The organism is Acinetobacter sp. 1124_18A (genome assembly GCF_052824995.1).
Window position 1 is genome coordinate 219,983 of sequence record NZ_VTDF01000006.1, and the last position, 20,909, is coordinate 240,891.

General features: G+C 37.1%; 20 protein-coding genes and 1 other RNA gene. 9 read left to right on the forward strand and 12 right to left on the reverse strand.

What is annotated here, in order from left to right:
• Nucleotides 1–20 precede the first annotated feature (20 nt).
• Nucleotides 21–911 carry a LysR family transcriptional regulator gene (locus FY048_RS13865; protein WP_446091525.1) on the reverse strand — a complete coding sequence of 297 codons (891 nt, stop codon included), beginning with the start codon at nucleotides 909–911 and terminating at the stop codon, nucleotides 21–23.
• Nucleotides 912–1,098: 187 nt separating this feature from the next.
• Between FY048_RS13865 and FY048_RS13870 the strand changes: the two genes are divergently transcribed.
• The 4 genes from FY048_RS13870 (at nucleotide 1,099) to FY048_RS13885 (ending at nucleotide 5,960) form a co-directional block, all read left to right on the forward strand.
• A complete protein-coding gene (locus tag FY048_RS13870; protein WP_003653186.1) occupies nucleotides 1,099–2,043 on the forward strand; it encodes a dihydrodipicolinate synthase family protein in 945 nt (314 codons plus the stop codon).
• A 172-nt stretch (nucleotides 2,044–2,215) separates the two neighbouring features.
• Nucleotides 2,216–3,601, forward strand: a complete 1,386-nt coding sequence (locus FY048_RS13875; RefSeq protein ID WP_004641688.1) for an MFS transporter — start codon at nucleotides 2,216–2,218, stop codon at nucleotides 3,599–3,601.
• Between the two features lie 78 nt (nucleotides 3,602–3,679).
• A complete protein-coding gene (locus FY048_RS13880) occupies nucleotides 3,680–5,026 on the forward strand; it encodes an OprD family outer membrane porin (protein ID WP_446091526.1) in 1,347 nt (448 codons plus the stop codon).
• A gap of 649 nt (nucleotides 5,027–5,675) precedes the next feature.
• Nucleotides 5,676–5,960 carry a hypothetical protein gene (locus FY048_RS13885; RefSeq protein WP_446091527.1) on the forward strand — a complete coding sequence of 95 codons (285 nt, stop codon included), beginning with the start codon at nucleotides 5,676–5,678 and terminating at the stop codon, nucleotides 5,958–5,960.
• A gap of 166 nt (nucleotides 5,961–6,126) precedes the next feature.
• On the opposite strand, the gene FY048_RS13890 is transcribed toward FY048_RS13885, so the two are convergent.
• Nucleotides 6,127–6,978 carry an ImmA/IrrE family metallo-endopeptidase gene (locus FY048_RS13890; protein ID WP_446091528.1) on the reverse strand — a complete coding sequence of 284 codons (852 nt, stop codon included), beginning with the start codon at nucleotides 6,976–6,978 and terminating at the stop codon, nucleotides 6,127–6,129.
• Nucleotides 6,979–6,983: 5 nt separating this feature from the next.
• Nucleotides 6,984–7,310 carry a helix-turn-helix domain-containing protein gene (locus tag FY048_RS13895; RefSeq protein ID WP_017391762.1) on the reverse strand — a complete coding sequence of 109 codons (327 nt, stop codon included), beginning with the start codon at nucleotides 7,308–7,310 and terminating at the stop codon, nucleotides 6,984–6,986.
• 290 nt (nucleotides 7,311–7,600) lie between these two features.
• Here FY048_RS13895 and FY048_RS13900 point away from each other — a divergent pair, with 290 nt between their 5' ends.
• Both FY048_RS13900 and FY048_RS13905 read left to right on the forward strand, forming a co-directional pair.
• Nucleotides 7,601–8,374 (forward strand): hypothetical protein, encoded by a 774-nt coding sequence (locus FY048_RS13900; RefSeq protein WP_227558553.1) that lies wholly within the window; start codon nucleotides 7,601–7,603, stop codon nucleotides 8,372–8,374.
• Between the two features lie 20 nt (nucleotides 8,375–8,394).
• The gene (locus FY048_RS13905) at nucleotides 8,395–8,643 is read left to right on the forward strand and encodes a hypothetical protein (RefSeq protein WP_446091529.1); all 249 of its coding nucleotides are present in this window, start codon (nucleotides 8,395–8,397) and stop codon (nucleotides 8,641–8,643) included.
• A 24-nt stretch (nucleotides 8,644–8,667) separates the two neighbouring features.
• On the opposite strand, the gene FY048_RS13910 is transcribed toward FY048_RS13905, so the two are convergent.
• Complete coding sequence (locus FY048_RS13910; RefSeq protein WP_446091530.1) at nucleotides 8,668–9,618, reverse strand: hypothetical protein; 951 nt, start codon at nucleotides 9,616–9,618, stop codon at nucleotides 8,668–8,670.
• Between the two features lie 473 nt (nucleotides 9,619–10,091).
• Here FY048_RS13910 and FY048_RS13915 point away from each other — a divergent pair, with 473 nt between their 5' ends.
• The gene (locus FY048_RS13915; RefSeq protein ID WP_446091531.1) at nucleotides 10,092–10,589 is read left to right on the forward strand and encodes a DUF4760 domain-containing protein; all 498 of its coding nucleotides are present in this window, start codon (nucleotides 10,092–10,094) and stop codon (nucleotides 10,587–10,589) included.
• A gap of 464 nt (nucleotides 10,590–11,053) precedes the next feature.
• On the opposite strand, the gene FY048_RS13920 is transcribed toward FY048_RS13915, so the two are convergent.
• Nucleotides 11,054–11,377, reverse strand: coding sequence for a helix-turn-helix domain-containing protein (locus FY048_RS13920; RefSeq protein ID WP_254799149.1), 324 nt, complete (start codon nucleotides 11,375–11,377; stop codon nucleotides 11,054–11,056).
• A 200-nt stretch (nucleotides 11,378–11,577) separates the two neighbouring features.
• Between FY048_RS13920 and FY048_RS13925 the strand changes: the two genes are divergently transcribed.
• Both FY048_RS13925 and FY048_RS13930 read left to right on the forward strand, forming a co-directional pair.
• A complete protein-coding gene (locus tag FY048_RS13925) occupies nucleotides 11,578–12,264 on the forward strand; it encodes an OB-fold protein (protein WP_207693815.1) in 687 nt (228 codons plus the stop codon).
• Nucleotides 12,265–12,295: 31 nt separating this feature from the next.
• Complete coding sequence (locus tag FY048_RS13930) at nucleotides 12,296–12,616, forward strand: TM2 domain-containing protein (RefSeq protein WP_151819074.1); 321 nt, start codon at nucleotides 12,296–12,298, stop codon at nucleotides 12,614–12,616.
• Nucleotides 12,617–12,674: 58 nt separating this feature from the next.
• Here the strand turns inward: FY048_RS13930 and FY048_RS13935 are convergent, their stop codons facing one another.
• From FY048_RS13935 to FY048_RS13965, 7 genes are all read right to left on the reverse strand, one after another.
• Complete coding sequence (locus FY048_RS13935) at nucleotides 12,675–12,926, reverse strand: helix-turn-helix transcriptional regulator (RefSeq protein WP_151819075.1); 252 nt, start codon at nucleotides 12,924–12,926, stop codon at nucleotides 12,675–12,677.
• 21 nt (nucleotides 12,927–12,947) lie between these two features.
• Nucleotides 12,948–13,247, reverse strand: coding sequence for a hypothetical protein (locus FY048_RS13940; RefSeq protein ID WP_207693816.1), 300 nt, complete (start codon nucleotides 13,245–13,247; stop codon nucleotides 12,948–12,950).
• Between the two features lie 151 nt (nucleotides 13,248–13,398).
• Entirely contained in the window at nucleotides 13,399–14,106 is a 708-nt protein-coding gene (locus FY048_RS13945) for a hypothetical protein (protein WP_207693817.1), read from the reverse strand.
• 1,056 nt (nucleotides 14,107–15,162) lie between these two features.
• The gene (locus FY048_RS13950; RefSeq protein ID WP_207693874.1) at nucleotides 15,163–16,398 is read right to left on the reverse strand and encodes a tyrosine-type recombinase/integrase; all 1,236 of its coding nucleotides are present in this window, start codon (nucleotides 16,396–16,398) and stop codon (nucleotides 15,163–15,165) included.
• Nucleotides 16,399–16,574: 176 nt separating this feature from the next.
• Nucleotides 16,575–16,933, reverse strand: a transfer-messenger RNA (tmRNA) gene (ssrA, locus tag FY048_RS13955).
• Nucleotides 16,934–17,092: 159 nt separating this feature from the next.
• Nucleotides 17,093–19,078, reverse strand: a complete 1,986-nt coding sequence (gene ggt / locus FY048_RS13960) for a gamma-glutamyltransferase (protein ID WP_446091532.1) — start codon at nucleotides 19,076–19,078, stop codon at nucleotides 17,093–17,095.
• Nucleotides 19,079–19,382: 304 nt separating this feature from the next.
• The gene (locus FY048_RS13965) at nucleotides 19,383–20,909 is read right to left on the reverse strand and encodes a DHA2 family efflux MFS transporter permease subunit (protein WP_446091533.1); all 1,527 of its coding nucleotides are present in this window, start codon (nucleotides 20,907–20,909) and stop codon (nucleotides 19,383–19,385) included.

The following is a 20,909-nucleotide window of genomic DNA, read 5'->3' on the forward strand; positions in this document are numbered from 1 at the left end:
ATAGTTTTGCTGCACTTCTCTTAAAGCAAATGAGCAAGATTTCTAATTTCTTCCATCACTGCCTTACAAGCAGGCGTTAAATAACCATGCTTAGAAATAGACAAAGAAATATAGCGCTTTAGCTCGGGACTCATAATTTTTGCGGCTTGAATTGAGGTGTATTGGCTGGCCTTTTTTAAAGCCTGTGGCCCAAGCATGGTGTAAATGCCAGATTCGGAAACCAAATGGGTTTGTAAACTAATCGAGTCAGCTTCAAACACAATATTCAGCTCTACCCCATTTTCATAAGCCATATGATCTAAAAAATTGCGCCAGTTACTTGGTCTGCAAAACGTAACCAGCGGTAACTGATTTATTACTTTAAAGTCGACTTCATTTGCCTGAGTGAGCACATCTCCTTCACAGCCCACCAAATAAGTATCGGCTTCGGTAAGATAGACATCACCGTGTTTAGGCGTCGGATTAAATCGATAGAGTATGGCTAAATCGACGCTGCCATCTTCAAGCCATTTTTCTAAATGCACCCCTTGCCCTTCACGCACCGACAGTTTAATTAAGGGATATTTTTGTTGAAGCACTTTATATAAGGTCGATAACAACGGATGTGCAGTAGATGGCAAACTGGCAATACGAACCGTACCAATCGGTGTATCGGTTGAGTGCAAAATTTCATTATTAAGTTGGTCGGTCACGTTTAGCCATGAACGAATTTTTGGAAGTAAATGCTGGCCTAAATCGGTCAGCTCAACACCGCGCCCAGTTCGGTTAAACAAACGACCGCCACATTGGGCTTCAAGTTCGTTCATTTGCCGACTTATTTGCGGTTGGTTGGTGTTATGTAGCATCGCGACTTTGCTTAAGCTACCGAGTTCCACCGCGTCTAAAAATATTTTCCATAAATCATAATTCATCGATTCTTCCTAAATCGTAAATAGGCAGCATTTTGAGCCATACATTTTCAGTATAACTGAAATTCAAGAATTGGTAATTCCTACATAGCTCACCTATTTCTATACTCCAATCATGTTCTCTACAACACGATTTAAGTCAGATTAAAAACCAGAGAATATTTAATTACACTGTATAGGAAGTACGATTATGAGTTTAGATTTACGTGGATTAACCCCAGCACCTGTGACTCCTTTTACCCGTGACGGACAAGTAGACCATGATGCAATTCAACGTTTAGGTTCATGGTTAGGCAGCATTGATGGTGTGAAAGGCTTGGTTGTTCTTGGGCATGCAGGTGAAGGAACATTCTTGTCTCAAAAAGAACAAATGCAGGTCATCGAAAGCTTTGTTAAATCGGTAGATGACAAAATTCCGGTAATTGCAGGGATTACACTCGAAGGTACTTCGGTTGCAGCAGAAGAAGCAAAACGTGCCGTAAGTGCGGGTGCTTCAGCAGGTTTAATTTACCCTTCACATGGCTGGTTGCGTTTTGGCTATCAAAAAGGCGCACCACAAGACCGCTATAAAGCAATTTATGAAGAAAGTGGTTTGCCCTCTATTTTATTCCAATATCCAGACGCAACGAAGGCCACTTACGACCTAGAAACTCTACTCGATATTTCTGCACAGCCGGGTGTGTTTGCCATGAAAAATGGTGTGCGTAACATGCGCCGTTGGGATGTTGAAATTCCAATTATTCGCCGTGAACGTCCAGACTTACAGATTTTGACATGCCACGATGAATATTTGCTTCACACCATGTTTGATGTAGACGGTGCTTTGGTTGGTTATGGCAACATTGCCCCTGAGCTTTTAATTGAAATGATTAAAGCAGGTAAAGCCAAAGATTACGCTAAAGCTCGTGCACTTCACGACCAACTTTTACCAGTGACTCGCAATGTTTATCACCGTGGTTCACACATGGAAGGCACGGTAGCACTTAAACATGCATTGGTTGCTCGCGGAATTTTGGACCATGCCACTGTGCGTTCGCCTCTGCTTCCACTCGCAGATGGTGCTGAGCAAGAAATTCATGATGCGATGCGTCAAGCCGGAATTGGCAAGGTCGATTTAACCCAAGCCGTTGCTTAAATTCTATTCGGGCTAGCATGTACGCTAGCCTTTTTTTCCTGTACGCTGCCTGAGGCCAAACATCGGGCATGTCACTTAAAAATAATAATAAAAAGCATGCAAACTGTGGTGAACAGGTAGTGCGAAATAGAACAAAAAAACTACGAGGAATGTAGTCATAAGGAGATAGAAGATGACAAATCTAGCGGATGTAGAACCAATTAGTCATCATCAAAAAAATGCGGAAATTATTGCAAGACTCGAACGGCTACCCGTCACCGGACGTTTGCAATTTATGCGAATTACCATTGGTATAGCGACCTTTTTTGACGCGTATACTGTTCTTGCGATTGCCTTTGCTTTACCCCAACTCATTACCGAATGGCACCTGACTCCTGCCTATGTCGGTGCGATCATTGCCGCAGGCTATGTCGGGCAACTGGTCGGTGCCATCTTTTTTGGTTCTCTTGCCGAAAAAGTCGGTCGCTTAAAAGTACTGTCTTTTACCATTTTACTGTTTGTGGCAATGGACATTTCTTGTCTGTTTGCATGGAGCGGAATGTCTCTGTTAATTTTCCGTTTCTTACAAGGTATTGGAACAGGTGGCGAAGTGCCTGTTGCCAGTGCCTATATTAATGAGTTTATTGGTGCGGAAAAGCGCGGTAAGTTTTTCTTGCTCTATGAAGTTTTATTCCCGATGGGCCTTATGTTTGCAGGCATGGCAGCGTTTTTCCTGATGCCAATTTATGGCTGGAAAGTCATGTTTATTGTGGGCCTCGTTCCATCTTTACTGGTGATTCCTTTACGGTTTTTCTTACCTGAGTCACCACGTTGGCTTGCCTCAAAAGGTCGTTTTAAAGAAGCCGATCAAGTGGTTAAAAGTTTTGAAGATGGTGCCATTAAAAGCGGTAAAACTTTGCCTGAACCTGTGATTAAAGACATTAATCCGCAAGGCATGGCAAAAACCGACTGGCGTGAGCTGTTCCAAGGCATTTACCGCAAACGTACCTTTACCCTGTGGGGCATGTGGTTCTGCGTCTATATGATTAACAATGCCATGGTGACTTGGCTGCCATCTCTCTACAAACAACACTTTGGTCTGTCGCTTCAAACCAGTTTGGGTTATGGCTGGATTACCTCGGGTGTGGGTGTGATTGCCTCTATTATCTGTGCGTTAATGATTGATAAAGTCGGCCGTCGTCCTTGGTACAGTGCAGCGTTTTTCTTGGCAATCATTCCTCTCATGAGCCTCTCGATTTTAGGTGCAAAATCGGCGATGGAAGTGGTGATTTTAGCAACGCTAAGCTATGCCATTTTGCAGACCATTTCATTCTCTTTATACCTTTACGCAGCCGAACTTTACCCAACTCGCCTACGTGCGATGGGCATCGGGTTTAGTACCGCTTGGTTACGTGCCGGCTCTGCAATTGGACCTGTTATGGTCGGTCTGGTGGTCGGTGGCTACGGCATTCAATATGTGTTTAGTGTGCTGGCTGTTGTGGCGCTCATTGGTGGCCTAGTGACCTTCTTATTTGCCATTGAAACCAAGGGCCAAGTGCTCGAAAAACTCTCTCCTTAATTCATCCATTTCATAAAAAGCTTGCCTAACCTCAGCGTTAGGCAAAGGGCTTATTCATGCTTAAAAAAGGAATTTAAAATGAATAAATATTTGCTATGGGGCTGTATTGGTTTAGGCAGTGTGAGCAACGCGTATGCAGAGCTTCCTCAAGAATTTGGCAAGTTAGAATTAAAACTTAACACCCGTTACTGGAACGATGAAGGCACCGCCCACCCCACGCTTGCCAACCCTTCGCCTTCGTCGAGTGAATATGAACAAAGTGCCTTAGGGCTTGAGTTAAATTATCAGTCACCTTACTTGTGGGACTGGCTTGGGGTAGATGGCTCACTCTATGCAGTCACCAAGTTGTTTGACTCCGGCAAACCTAGCGCTCAGCTTTTAGAAGTCGAAAATAATGGCAAGCTCGATCAAAACTTTGCAACTTTAGGACAGCTCTACATTAAGGCAAAACTCGGCGACAAAGGCGAAATTAAATTAGGCCGCCAGTTGCAAGATTCGCTGTTGCTTAAAAGCACCAATAACCGCGCAGTGCCTGATACCTTTTCGGGTGCGAGTGGTCAGTTCCAACTGAATGATCAGCTACAAACTTACATTGCTTACTATGACCGCTGGAAACCGCGTAGCATGGACAGTTTTGAAAAACTGGTGACTGAAAATGACGAGCGGATTGATTATGTCGGTTTACTTGGCGCCAAATATCAGTACAAAAACTGGAGCGTGAATGCCGAATATTTAAATAGCAAAGATTATTTAAAAAAGTACGGGGCGATTGCTCAATATAAATTGCCCTTTCATGGCTTGGTATGGACATTCAACACTGGTGCTTTTTTCTCACGTGATGATGGCAAGCTGTTTAAGTGTGGTGCCGAAACCGAGCTGGACTGTGTCAAAGGCCAAGACATTAACAACCGTGGTAATGGTTATTTTGTCGATGTAAATGTAGCCAAGAATAACCTCGAAGGCGGCATTGCTGTTTCAAAGTTTGATGGTTTTTGGATAGAAGATAACTTTGCCGTGCACTCTGACCGCAACTCAGTTTTGACGCAAGATCACGGTACTAATCCGTTTCCGACCTCTGCGACCATTGGCCCTGACTTTACCAATAACGATGAAACCGCGGTTGCCCTTCGGCTGAAATATAACTGGAAAGACTATGTGAAAGGTTTAAAAACCGAAGCGAAGTATATTTATGGATTTGGCGCTCACCAAAGTAACATTAGCAGTGATATTGAAGGTAAAGAGCGTTACTTTGACTTCACGGTGAGTTATGCCTTGCCGTGGGTAAAAAACTTAGATGTGCGTTATTCATTTTTGCATTATGAGTCAAAGTTTGAAAATTCAAATCTAGGTGAAAAAATAAATGGAATGACCCGTAAAGATTGGGACCAGCACCGTGTATTTATTAATTACCGTTATACATTTTAAGAACAAGTTAAACGTTTAGTTTAACTTTATTATATTTATTAATTTACCCATTTAAATAGATAAACTTTTGAGTTTAATTAAAATATAAATTTATATTTTAATTTTTTATAATATTTTATTTAAATTGAATTGACCTGTTAAAAACTTATGATTATTATGGTCTCGCTGGCCTACATTGCCAGTCGGTTTTGACAGACCGTTTTACATACAGCACATCAGATTTATCCTTCTGAGGGAGAAATTTGTGTGAAAACCACCGTCCCCCTCATGTTGCGGTAGGGCGGAAGGGGGACACCTTCGGGTGTGCTGGTTCTGTATGTCCGGTCTGTCAACCCTCTTCCGTTCTACCACCATAATCAATTGACGGTGATCTTTGGTGGTAGAGCTCCATAAATTTTAAGGAGTTGACCATGACATTTTTTATATTAATCCCCTATCCTCTCTCGTGATTTTATTTATTTAAAATTTAGGCTTTCTCTCACCTAAAATATTTTAAATTTATAAATACTTTTAATTTAAAAAGTTTAATCATTTTATTTTCCTGTATTACAGGCGGGTTAACTATTCCCTTTTTAAATGATTTTAATACTTTAAATATAAGCGGCTTATTTTTTATTAATAACTTAGTGAAAATTATCACGAGAATAATATGAAACTTTATAAACCTATTTTGGCTTTAAGCCTTTTAATAGGCGATTACGGTGTTTCTGGTTGCGACATTCACACTCAGCAGGATTTTGAAAAAATTTGCCTGTCTGGTGGGCACACCCAAGCCAGTTGCGACTGTATTTACCAACGGCTTGAACAAGTGTATTCGCATAAACTCATGCAACGTCTAGAACATGTCAGTTTGCAAAGTCCTGCTCTCCCACAGGACTTTGCCCCTACTTTTTTTAGCGTGATGCGGCGGTGCGATAAAGAAGAGATGGGCTAAGCGTTTGGCTTAGCTCCCTTATCTCTGTGTCGCAACGGTAGATTACTTTAAATCAGCGCAAAAAATTAAACTTCTGTTGTAGCATGGGGGCCTTGAGTAAAATGAATTTAATTATTCATCTAATCAGTAATACTCCAATTATGTTTTTTAAATCTACTTATCCAGATTAATTTAAATCTTTTGGCTTCCAAACTTTTAAAGTACGTGGTAATACAACTAAACTTAAAATATGGTCATATTTTTCTGAATATATTTTATATTCTATTATTGAGCTGTCCTTACAGGTGTATGGGAACCAGATAGTTGCTTTAATTTCTTCTCCTTGTTTAGATTCAATAATTTCTAGATTCGCTGCTAAAGATTTTTCAGGTATTTCAATAATATTTTTCTTTGTTCTGAAAAATGCTCCATTTTTTAGAGCAACCTTGCTTGAAATTGCCCAATTCATGAAACCATCTCTTGAATTAATTAGAATTGCACTTTCATCAGTAAATTCTAGCCATTTCAATATTGCAGCAGTTAATGAAACGCCATATCTCAATGCACATAAAGATAAGGATTGGATCAAATCGGATTGATCAATTTGCATCCTAAAATCATCTATAGGCATAAGTAAATAAGATGAAAATTTATTAGCTTCTGTTTCAATAGAAGCTATTTCATAACTTTGAAAATCATCGGTACCGCACTGAAACTCATCTTGTAATGTTCTGTGAAGTATGTAATGTCCAAGTTCATGAGCTTTTGTAAATAAAATTCTTCCCGATGATTCCACAGTAGGATTATATAATATAGTCCATTGATTAGTATTATTTTTAAACAACGCCCCATCAAATCTTTTTATTGAAACTTCTTTAATTTCAGTAATAGGATCATTCCACTTAAAAATATTAGCAGTTTCATATGCAAGCATATCAACATTAATAGGAAATTTATCTAAACCTTGTACCTGAAAAAAAACGTCTACAATCTTTAATAACCTATTAGCAGCTTTAGGTGGATTTATTTTCTCATCCATTATTATTAACCTGATGATGATTTAATCACTGCCATTATATTCCTTATTTGTTCTTTTTCTTGAGAATTTAAATTTTTATATTCACGAAAAAAAGCATTATCAATATGTTTTTCTTCAGGAGTTCTTACATCTGACTCTAAAAAAAACTCAACATCAACCTTTAAAGCTTGAGCTATGGATAATAACTTTTCTGCTGAGGGTTTCTGAGATTCTCTATTTTCTAGTTCCCATAAGTAACTCTTACTTAATCCAGCATTATTGGCTAAGGCTTCTAAAGTAAGTTTTTTTTCTTTTCTAAGAAATCTGATTTTATCACCAAGTGTATTTGCCATCTCATATGCCTCTTGATTGATACTGAGTATATTTTACAAGAAAAAAGTTCGGAGTAGCGTAAAAAAAAGCTTGACTATGTAAAATTTAGTATAAATAATGATCTTAGTTCGGTATAGCGAACTTTTTATCATGTTTCAGTATCATTGGAGTTTAAACTTTGACTACATTTCTTGATTTTTTTAAGGTACCACCGCCCGAGTCTCTAGACTTTCTTAACTTGCAGTTGGAAAAAGATACAAAGGTATTTCTAGACCCCTATAGTGTGGCAATGACTAACAACGTTCATTGCATGAATGCGCATAAATGTATTAAGGCATTTATGGAAACTTTATTAACCGCCTTAAAAGATGATAATCACACTTTGGCGACGGAATTATGTAGCCACTTTCAGGAACCTAAAGGCACAGGGATTGGATGGACAAAGAAAAGTTATAAAGGCAGAGGAGCTGGAGAAATAAAAGCAGCTAAATTGCTGGAAGCATTAACTTCTTCTGAAGCAGTTATGTCTGGTGCAATTGAAGATTTAGAAGAATTAATATTAGTTGTTGAAGGATTAGGTTTAGATACTATTTCAGATATAACGATAAACCTAGGGATGAAACATTTTATAGAGTTTACGCAAGAAAAATGTAATGAGCTAAATATCCCATTAGAGAGAATAAATAAAAAAGTTAATTACTTTTGTCATTTAGATAATGAATGGAAATCAGATTTTTTTGACTTACCTCATGCTCTTATCGGTGAAGAAAAAGAAAAGGGGCAAATTATTTTATTGCCTATAAACACTTTAGCTAAGCAATCAGCGTATGGAACTTCATATTTCTTTACAAATATCGCTACCCCTTATTTCGTTAATCAAGGTATAGCTGCTGGTGCATCTTTTATCAGAGCTACAAAATCAGGGGGTTATAAAGCCGATCTTAAAAAGATGAGGGAAAATGATCAATATAAAGGTGGAAAAAAAAGAATGGGGAAATTTATAACAGATCACCCAGAAGCCCTAAAAGAATATCGAGAGAAAGTGGCTTTCTATCGATATAAGAAAAATCACAAAAAAGACTAATCACCATAGGAGAATTTATTATGTCTAAAAATACAAAACAAACATCTAAAGCAGTAAGCTCTTTGGCATCGAATGTATTACGAGACTCTTCATCTTCGGCAATACAAAAACAATTAGCTGCTTCTGCCTTGTCTCAAACACATTCAAGTAAACAAACAGGAAGTGAGATGGAGACAAAAGCATCAAAAGTATTACAAAGTGACAAATATAGTGATACTACAAAATCATTAGCGGCATCACTTCTTTCACAATCTAATAAGCAAAGATAGTAATTATCTTTGCTTATTAGACATTTACTTATCGGCCTTTTGAGTTCGCTCTACAGTAATATATTCATTAGGAATCACAATCTGTTTTTCAATCTCTTTGACCCTGTAAGAAACTAAAGTGTTTTTACCAATTCCTTGAAAAGGAACTTCCATACCGCTAAAAATAAAAATTTGGTCTTGGCTTAGTTTTTTAGTGGTCAGTTTTGGTAATTCAATTAGATTGGCATAAGGTTCTTTGATGTATAAGTTCGCTTTTTCTATTCTTACACCAGTTTTTTGCATTGTGTAATGTAAAAAAATTTTGCCAACATCTCCAATCAAGAACATGAAGATTAGTGGAGTAAGAATAAGAAATAGAGCTGATTGTATAGAGTTTTTAATCCATATTTCTAATTGCTTTAACTTTGTTTCTGCAAAAGTTTTTAGATTTTCACTTGCTTTAGGATCATCAATAATATCTCTTAAATTTTCAAACTTTAAACGATATTCTTTGACTCTCTTCTGATTAACATAAAAAGCATAATAAAATAAAGAAATTAGACTTACTGTAATACCCATATAGGCATTAATTTTCCAATCTAATAAAAATAAAACACGAATAATATATAGAAGGTAAATAGATACTCCCAATGTGATAATACTAATCTTTGGAAAAGGAAGTTTTTGTCCAATTCTTACATGAGATGGCAAATATTTATCAACTACACTTAAGATGAACCAAGTTACGGGCATTAAAGAGATACCAAAGAAAAATAGCATCATGCAGAACGCAGTATAGACAATAGAAAATGCTGCAAAAATCAGTAAAAAAATAAGCGTATCACCAAAGCTAATTTCCGAAGGGATATAGCTAATTGTTAAAAGATAAGCAACTAAACACAATACCCCTATTGCAATAATCGCTTTGGTAATCGTCAATGCGACGTCATGCCACTGCCCCAGATTACTTAAAAATCTCGTTATTAAGTCATTCATTTGTCTAACCAAATCTTATAAATTATTTAAAAATAGATGATTACCGTTTTATTAAACCGCTCCCCAGCAGAGTAATCATCTTTTTGAAACTTCCCCAAATTTCAAAGTGTGTTCCTACATACTATTTAATACTACCTGCAAAAATTTACGGATGTTAATAAAAAAATCACAAAAAAACCGGGACAACTATTGACAAAAACAAAAATACCAAAATACCTATAAAAATATAATTATAAAACCCATTGTCCTCACTGTCATACTAGATATAATAGTAATCCATACAGTTATCCACAAGGAAACTATAGGAGAAACCTATGAAAAAAAATACAACTATTATATTACTTAGCGATAAAACTATGAAAGAGGGATGGGACTTCTAAAAGTTCTAATCTCACAAAAAAGCCACTCTTATATAGAGTGGCTTTTTGTTTTTGGATATAATCTTATTTAATTTCTTTATATTAAATATACTTATGCAACAACCACAAGATTTTACACTCTGGGGCGGAAATATCGCTTTTTGGATACAAACTTTAGTTTTTCTTTTCAGTGCAATCATTGCTATTTTTACTTTATGGAGAAATGAAGCTCAAGCAAAAAAACGTGCAACTGTTGACCTTGTTTTATCTGAAACACAGGATATGAGTTTTAGAGATATAAAGGAAAAATTTGGCCAATATAAAAAAGAGAAAATAAATTTTACAAAACTAGCTTGTGATGAATTAGCAGATCATCCAGAAGAGAATGAAGTAATAATGACGATTTTAAACCATTATGAGTTTATTGCCTCAGGTATCTTTGAAAAAGCATTAGATGAAAAAATATATAAAAGAATGAAAAAAGGAATTCTTGTGCGTGATTGGAAAACTTTGGAACCTTATGTAATGGAACTAAGAAGAAAAGAAGGACGTAAAGCTATTTATGCAGAAACTCAAAAATTAGCTGAAAAATGGGAAAATGATCCAAAATAATTGAAGCTCTTTTATAAATATTTTACTTTAATCAAAGCATCAATTCAAAAGCAATATGGACTTCTTATGATTTAACCTAAAAGAGTCAGTCAAATTAAACAAAGATAAAATTATATTCTTATGGATAGTGAAGGAAAGAAGATCAAAAATGAATCGAGAATAAAATCTTGGTAACGTTAATAGTCTAACCTGTCAAAATCCTGTCAATAAAAAAGCCACTTATGATAAGTGGCTTTTTTATATAGAGAATTTTGGTGGGATGGCGACTACCAAACTAACTAAACAAGTTATTGTTTAATATTGTTTTTATAAATAAAAAATTCCATAGGGATACACGCTAGGATACAAAATCTTGCTTATTATCTATTTTTATAAATATTGTTGAATCTGAAAACTGGAATTAAAAATAAGAATTTTTCTTAATTTACAGAGCTTGTAAATATAGAGGATACAACATCATTAAGCTATAAATCTTTAACCTCATTGCTGTCAGGCATTTCATCAAATAGTACTTTAGGGTTAACACCTAGTGCATCAGCTATCTTAAAAATATTTGCTAGAGTTAAGTTACGCTTACCTCTTTCCACATCACCATAGAAAGTACGTTGTAAGTTCTTTTCATGAGCAAAGTTTTCTTGTGAAAATCCTGTTTTCTCTCTGTATTTACGGCAATTGTTACCAAAAATAATAAAACGGCAATCATCAGTTTTATCCTTAGTGTCTTTAGATAGTCTTTTCATGAAGCCTACGCTCAAAGCTAAAGAATCATGGTAAAAATTCACTCCCATACAGACCACCCTCATAAAAAATACCCCTATATATAGGACAATAATATTTATTAGAGTATTATTACGTATGTTTAGTAAGATGGAGTTGGTAGCCAAGTTCACATTTCATCAGATGAACGGTTATCAACAATATGAAATTCTAAAGAAAATTAACTTTATAATTTCTTTAAAACTTCAATTTAAAATTAAGGGGGAAATACATGGCTTTAGTACCTTGTCCTGAGTGCAAAAAAGAAATTAGTGACATCAGTAAAAGTTGTCCTAGTTGCGGCTTTCCAATGAGTGAATACACTAGAAATCAACTAAATTCCAGCACGCCACCACCTTTACCTCCCCCCCTACCAAAAGAATATTTAGACTCTAAAAAATCTTCGGACCAAATGAGTAAGTTAACGAAACAAAATAAGTATTCTCAAAAAATTTTTTGGGGATCTTTACCTATAGTAATCTTATTTATATGCTTTGTTCCTTTTGGAAAAGAAAATACGCCAACAGAATCAGGCAAAGAAACGCAAACTAAGGCTGAACCAGTATTAGAAAACACTACAGCCAATGCTGAACCTAAGATCAACTATCTAAAAACAACAGCAACTAAAATGATTAACACCTATAACAGCAATGAAGTCCGTGCTGATAACATATATAAAGACACTTATATTGAAGTAACAGGAATTGTTGGTTCAATTGATAGTGATTTATCAAATGAGGCTGTTATAAACTTATCTTCTAAAAATGAATATGAGTTTAACTCTGTAATAGCAAGTGGAGATTTAGACTTCCAAAAGAAGGCTACCAATATCAATAAAGGACAAATTATTACTTTGAGATGCATTGGTGGAGGAGAAGTTGTTGGAAACCCAATTCTTAATGAATGTACATTTAAATAAATAGATATTAATCATTATCAAGGAGCACCCTATGTCACTACAGCAAGAAATATTTGTAGAACAAAAGGTTTCAAATCAGAAAAAATCTAAAGGTGTTGCATATTTATTATTAATTTTTTTTGGAGGTCTTGGAGCACATAGATTTTATCTAGACTCTTCAACATCAGGAATTATTATTTTACTTGCAACTATTTTTTCTTTTGTGTTTTTACCTCTTATTGCAATTACTGTAATTTGGTGTTTCATTGACCTTTTTTTAATTCCAAGTTTAGCTGACAAACATACAGACAAGTTAAGACAAGAAGCACGTCTAGAAGCGTTAGGTCTTAATAAGAATGGTCCTTTCTCATAATTAAATTAAAAAAAACACGACACCCCATAAAAGGAATGCCGTGTTTTTTTCATTAGATTCATGCAACCAAAATACTTTGATTATCCATTCGTGCTCTTTTCTTCCAGTTTTCATACCAATCAATTATTTCCTGATAATCAAAAAAAGCTGTTGCTTGCCTAGTATCACCCTCTTTAAAAGGTTGGGGAAATGTAGGATCATCACGTCTATATCTATTAATCATATCTCGACTGCAACCCAACATTTCACATACTTGCTTCATATTAACCCTTAATACTCTAATACCTCCAAAACTCTCATTAGCAATCATTTATTACCTCCTTACATTCAATTAATTTTTCACCTTATGTTGAGTTTCTTTAAGTGTTATATGTGCAAGCATATCAACTATAGAATTAACTCTTTCTTCCAAAAAATTTTCTAAATCTTGGAAAGTTACTACTTTAGACAATAATATTTCTCTATTAAGTAAAGCCTTGATAAGAGAGCTTAGATTAGGGTAGTAGCCAATATTCTTGTAACTTACAGTATTAGCACCAGTCGCCCTGTTGCGTGCTCTTCTCTTTTCTTGTAGAATGAAATTGAGTTCATCTGTTTCCACACGATAATTTTCATTTAAATCTATAATCAAATTTTTCTCCTTTTACCTCGATTTTTAAACGTATTTATAAGCAATTACAGCCACCTTAAGACATTAAGATAGGTAAGCACCAACGAACTTATAAAATGGCTATAACATGCTTAAAACACACTTGAAATTGATGTTTACTATTAATTAATACTTAGGCGGCTGCTTCACATTCAAAATTTTTAGATTTTGTCATTCGTGTTACATTAAAAGAACACCTAACAAACCTATTTGGAAGCATAGACTTTTGACTCGTTTTACATAAGTAACTTGCCCTTTTCACTGCATCAGAAAACTCTAGTTTTAAATCATGCCAATATAAATCCTGATACTCAGCCGTCATATATTCATGTTTTCTAAACTTCAAAAATCCAATACTAAAATCATCCTCAAGTTCTTTAATTTCCAAACCTTGAATTCTATTTAGTGTGCAATTTACAATATGATTTATTTCTTTTTTTCCATATCTGCCATACCCTATGTCCACGATAAGCATGATATGAATATGATTAAATCGATAGGGTGCCAATTCTCCACTGCCGTCATCCCGTTCTATCAATTTACTTTCCACACTATAAATTATCTCTAGATCAGGAATGCTTCTCTTTCTAGCACCACAATTCCTTTTCTTCCTTTTTTTTTCATTTATTTTCCACTCGCTCTTAAAAATTTCTTTAAAAGCTTGAATAAATCTTTTAGGGAATAGGTTTACTTGATCTATCTCTGCTACGTAATGCATCATTTTAGGATTTATCATGCTTTCCTTAGCACGATGTAGCACATTAAACATTGATCTAACATTATCTTGATTATCAGCTAGCTTAAAAATTTCAATACCATTAATGATATTTCTGTTAACCATAATTTGAATCTCCTTAAATTTTCTCCTTTTGGGAATTACCTTTAGATAGGCAATATGCTTTAAAAAACTATTAATTCAGAATACTTCTGTTGTAGCTGCTACACATTTAGATTAGCCATTAGGTACTTTGCACATCAATTCTTTCAGTGAATATGTGCAGAAAAGTTAAATAGGCTTATTTTGAAGTACAGAATCAATAGCATGCTATAAAGGAGTTTCACAGTCACCACTATGTTATAAGGCTTGTGAAACTCACTAAAAAATACTCGTACGCTAGCCACTAACCCATAGATACAGATACGATTGCTCCAATTTTTAAAGACGATAAGCCCTTAAATTCGAAAAATCTAAATCTTGGAAATTGAGTTATGGCAAGGATGTGATTGCTGGATAGTGGAACAAAAGATAAAGTTGAAAAGCAGTAAAAAATTTCTGCTAAGTCCTTTTAGAATTTATCCCAAAACACCTGATGACGAGGTATTCGATCAATATCTTTTTCAGCTAAAAGAATAACAAAAAACTCTCAAAAGTGAAGTTCACTAATGAAAGTTAAAATTTATTTTTCGAGATAAGATGTCTTGATATTTAAAAATATATCATGACTTTCCAAAATGTCTATTGCACAAAATTACATTTTATTAGCATTTTATACCAATTTTAAAATTAACACCTATCACCGTAGTATATTAAAATAATACCTAAAAAGACTAATATTCACTTCAATGACATGCAACTTAAACTTATTATTAAAACTCTTTTAACATATAGGTGTAACCACAAGATAATTAAATAATTTTATAAGATAAGTTGCTATTTAAAAATATTAATATACTTGATTCAATATACCAATTTACTCAACTTATACAAATGAAAAATTAGCATCGCTATACCTAAGCCTACTTAGCAAGTTTTCTACCCCCCTAAAAAAAATTGATATCTATTTTTAAAATATCCGTAGCAATGAATTTATTAAGTCTTATGTCTACCACGTAAAATATTAAAGAAAGTAAAATAATTAATTAGCACTAATCATTACTCTAGTCTTTTGAAAATACTTTATGCTGCACTTATTTTGATTGTACTCTGTACCAACTTATCCAAATAATCAGCCCATGATTGCATCATTTCTTTTCTAGGTTCAATATAAATTGCCTTATTATAAATTCCCTCAACACCACCAACTTTATGAGCTAAAGCAGCTTCTACATGATCACGGTCAAAACCCAACTCCCTTAGCTGTGTTGAAAAAATATGTCTAAAGCCGTGAGAAGTTTGTCGACCTTGATAGCCCATAGATTTCAATGCTTTATTAAATGTGTTGTTTGAAACTGGTTTACTTGAATTACTACGGCTTTTGAATAAGTAAGGACTATTACCACAATATGATTTTAATTCACTCAATAACGCTAAAGCTTGCTTCGGCAAAGGTATTGTATGTTCAATTCTTTTCTTCATCCGTTCAGATGGAATAACCCATATTGATTTTTCAAAATTAAATTCATCCCACGTAGCTTCTCTTAACTCATTTGGTCTACATGCTAATAGACTCAATAATTGCAATGCTATTGACGTTGTTGGGCTTGGATAAGACCTAATATCAACAAGTAATTGTGGCAATTCATCAATATTTACATGCTCCATATTTTGTTTCTTATGCTTAGCTATAAATTTTTCAATTCCTGATAAAGGATTATGATCAATTCTCTCTGTTACTTCTGCTAAATCGTAAATGTCTTTGCACAATCCTCTAACACGATTCCCCATTTCAACGATAGGCTTACCAGTTTTTGGATGTAGTTTTTGTTGAATCTGTTGAATTAAGCTTAACCATTCTTTCTTAGTAATTTTTCTATAATCACGATTGCCCAATATTGGATATACATGATTGACTAATGCACCTATATTTCTTGTTCTTGTGCCATCCACCCAATTTTTTGAGTTGCAATATTCCTCTGCCAAATTTTTAAAGCTGAATTGATCACTGTTTAACAACGCCTGTTTTTGTTCGTCACGATGTGCTTTAGGATCAATACCATTAGCAATTAATAGTCTTGCTTCTGCTGCTTTTTGTCTTGCTAATTTTCCACTGATTTCAGGATAACCACCTATACCAAACCAAGACCAAGCACCATTTGGCTTTTTATATCTTAATTGCCAAGATTTATTACCATCAGGTTTTACACGGAAATATAAACCATTGCTATCAATCTCTCTGTATTCTTTTAACTCAGGTTCCAAGCCGCTTAAAGTTGCATCCTGTAGAGGACGGCGTTTGATTTCCGATCTCTTCATCTCTCTTGTATCCCTAAATTAATCAAACTCAAAGGATACACATCAGGATACATACACACAAGCTATAAATCACACCATACAACACCATATAACGGCATAAAAAAAGCCCTAACTATTGATAGTTAAGGCTTTTAGTTTTATATATCATCATATAACGGTATATAAATTTAAGTATATGGTGGAGATGGCGGGAGTTGAACCCGCGTCCGCCAGCATTACGCTCGAGAATACTACATGCTTAGATATCGTCTATTGTTTTAACACCTTGTGACCCGACGAACAGGGTACAAGTTGCGATCCTCTAAGTTTGGTATAAAGCCCCGAGGCTTGACTCTATACGGACTTGTGTGCGTGCGCTACGGTCGGGTTCCTAAACCACAAGTATTCTAGGAAGCGGACAAACTGCCCTTAGGCAGCTAGAGCGTAAGTTTCGTCGTTTGCGACTAAAATATGCAAATTTGATTTACGAGAGAAAATGCGCTCTCGGCATGCATCTATGAGTTTCATCACCAGCGTCGAAGCCAATAACATCCCCATGAATGTATGAGCATCATAGCATAACTAAAATAAAATACTGTGCATTTTATCAACAGTCCGCTACTGATGAACATATTTACATAATGGAGAGCCTTTTGTTTTTTTCAAGGGCCACATAAAAAAGCTGCCAAAAATGACAGCTTTTTTTAAGTTGGGTCTATAAAGCACCATTGCCTAACACAATACCTTCACGGCGTGGGTCTACCCCACCTGCGTATTTACTTTGATTATTAATGTTTACTTTCATAATCGTTGAAATACCGCTGGTTTGCGCAGTGTTGGCAACGCCATGCCCTTTTGCTTTTAAACCTTCAATCAAATCAAGCAAAGAAAGCTGAACATTCGAGCTATCTACATTGGTGTTTTTACTATTGGTCGCACCAAAGTTTACAAGCGAGGTAGCCTGCTGAGCGTTTAAGTTCCAGTCCAATGCACCCACCAAAGTTTTAACCACATATTGAATGATGGTACCACCCCCTGGTGAACCTGTTGCCATATAAAACTCATCTGGCGTAGTGCCTTTAAACACCAAAGTTGGCGCCATTGTACTGCGTGGGCGTTTGCCCCCTTCTACACGGTTAGCAACCAGTGCCCCAGTGCTATCAAGCGGGTTGGCGCTAAAGTCAGTTAACTGGTTTGAAAGCAAGAAACCATCCACCATGTGGAATGAACCCATACTTGATTCAACCGTCGATGTCATTGAAACCACATTGCCATAGGCATCTACAATCGTGAACTGAGTTGTTCCGTGTTCAACAGTCGTGTCGACACCCGAAGCTGGATTGAAATTACCCGCTGGCGCAATACCCATGCTCTGGTTCGGGTTAATCAGTTCTGCACGTTGCTTTAAGTAATTTTTATCAATAAAGCTTGCAATGCCCTGTGCTGGTAAAGCAACAAAGTCAGTGTCTGCCACATATTTATCACGGTCGGCGTAGGCCAAACGCTCTGCTTCAGACACTAAATGCACACCCATCACATCTGGTACACCGCCTTCATTTTCAGGGTTTTTAGGTGGATAGAGCGACATATCAAAGTTTTCTAAAATACCCAGCGTTTGCGCAACCGCAATTCCTCCCGAAGATGGAGGTGGCATGGTACACACATAGTAACGGTCACGGTACGTCGTACAAATCGGGTCGCGTTTTTTAACCTGATAGCTCGATAAATCCTGCAAGGTCATCAAACTTGGGGTAATTGGAGTTCGTGCTGGGTCATCCCCTAACGTCTGTCCTGCTTTTGCCACAATCGCTTGAGCAATCGGACCGGTGTGCAACGCATTTGCCCCTTGTGAAGCAAGTGCTTCTAGGGTTTTTGCATAGGCTTTATTGGTCATGGTTTCACCGACTTTACGAGGTGAACCATCTGTGTAGAAATAGGTCGCCATTGCATTTGCATCAAGCGCTAAGCTGTTTGCATTACTTGCAATCGCATCTGCCAAACGCCCCGGAATGCGGAAACCATTGTCAGCCAAACCAATCGCTTCACCAAAAAGCTGGTTCCACTTGAGTTTGCCATGTTCCTGTTGCGCTTGTTCAAGCAAACGCATCACACCCGGCACACCAATCGAGCGGCCACTACGGCGGGCACTTGGTACAGGTGCTGGTGAATTTGGGTCATATATATCTTGGCGAATTAAATAATATTCGTTGGCTGCGGCTGGTGCGGTTTCACGGCCATCATACGCCGTGACTTTTTTAGTTTTAGCATCGTAATACATCATAAAACCACTACCAGCAATCGTGCTCGATTGTGGCTCGACCAAACCAAGCACCGCTTGTACGGCAACGGCTGCATCGACTGCGCTACCGCCTGCTCTTAAAACATCACAGCCGGCTTTTACCGCAAGTGGTGTGTTTGCCACCACCATATATTTATCTGCGTATTTAACCGTGTTACCGAGTCTATAACCCGATGCACCTTCAGGCGCTGCTGGGTCACCATTTTGATTTGAACCGACCACCACGCTTGAACCGTCTTGTGCCAGTTTGCTACAACTGGTCGGGTCATTATCAACAATTAAATTGGGCGGGGTTGTATTTGAATCATCCTTGGGCTGATCTGACGAGGAGTCATCTCCACATCCTTGTAATAAACCGACTGCTAATAAACTACTGAACAAAAATGAATATCTTTTATTCACGTGATAACTCCAATATATACGCCTGCCTATCCATGCAATTGCCATGCAAGCTTCTTTGTTTTCAGGTATTAAGTTTTTTTAATCTTTGATAAAAATAAGGTTTTATAATATTGAATGTTCCAGGGCGATTTATCCTGTGCCCTGTCTTATGCCTCCTTGCTTGATATCACACTCTTTTATAACTGATTTGCCCGATTCTGGCATGCTTTATTTCTCTAAATACAGGCAAAATCTGCCATTTGCAGATGCAGTTTATTTTTTAATGGACCTAAAAAAAGCACCTCCGAAGAGATGCTTTTGATGTTTAATGAGAAGGCATTCCGCCGACGTCCCCTTTGGGTTTTGGACACAGCCAAATGACCAGCCCCGCAAAGACAAACACCATCGCAAACAATAAAAATACATGGTTTGCCGACATGGTAATCGCTTCTTTATCAACGAGGTTTGAAATAATTCCTAAGGTCGAGTCAGCCGAAAAACCATTTTGCGCAAGGTTATTTTGAACTTCGGCAGTATGTAGGTTAGACACCATTTCACTGCGTGCAACTTTGGCATGATCGTCCCAAACGGTCACTGCAATTGAGGCACCAATCGCTCCTGCCATGGTTCTTAAAAAGTTCATGAGGCCTGCAGCAGATGCAATTTCTTGTTGGAGTACCGAACCAAGTGCAATATTCGAAAGTGGAATAAAGAAGAACGGTACGGCAAAACCTTGCAGGATTTGCGGCCAAGCCAGTGCCATAAAGTCGGCATCTGTGGTCCAGAACGCCCGCATTAAGGTCACAGCACCCAGCAAAATCAAACCAAAACTCGCTAGTGCTCGTGGGTCATGTTTGGTCGAAAGCTTCGCCACAATCGGTGACATGGTCAAACTACCAAAACCCATGGTTGCAGTTAAATAGCCGGCCCATGTGGCGGTATAGGAAAGGTTCATTTGCAGCCACTGCGGAATCAGTACAATACTGCCAAAGAAAGCTCCAAAGCCCAGAGACAGAGCTAACACTGAAATTGCAAAGCCCCTATGCCGAAATACTTTTACATCCACGACGGGGTGCTTATCGGTCAGTTCCCATATGAGGAACACCACAAAGCCAATGGCGGCAGTTAAAGCGAGTACCACAATGCTGATGCTGTTAAACCAGTCGCGTTCATGCCCCAAGTCGAGCATGAGCTGTAGCGCACCAATCCAGAGTATTAACAAACCTAAACCGACCGTATCGATTCTTAAAGAAATCGTTTCTGTTTCGGCTGGTTTGAGCAAACGGATTGCCGCTAAAACACAAATAATGCCGACCGGAATGTTAATAAAGAAAATCCAGTGCCAAGACAGGTTGTCACTAATCAGACCACCTAAAATTGGTCCTAAAATTGGCCCAACCACTGTGGTCATTGCCCAGAGGCCCATCGCCTGTGCATGTTTTTCTTTAGGGAAAATACGCATGAGCAAGGTTTGGCTGAGTGGCATAAGTGGGCCACCGCATAAACCTTGTCCAATACGGAAAAATACCAGCATGCCTAACGAGTTTGCTAGGCCGCACAAAAAAGAAAAAATGGTAAAACCAATCAGGCCAAAAATAAAAACCCGAACAGTTCCAAAGCGGCCCGCAAGCCAACCCGTTAAAGGTACACAAATCGCTTCTGCAACTGCATACGAGGTAACGACCCATGTCCCTTGTGTACTGGAAACAGCAAGGTTACCAGTAATGTGTGGTACAGATACGTTGGCAATGGTTGTATCGAGCACGACCATAAAGTTCGACAAGGCAATAACAAACGCTGCCAGTAATAAACGGCCACCGCTTAGCTCGGCAAAAGGTGTTTGCGTTTTCAT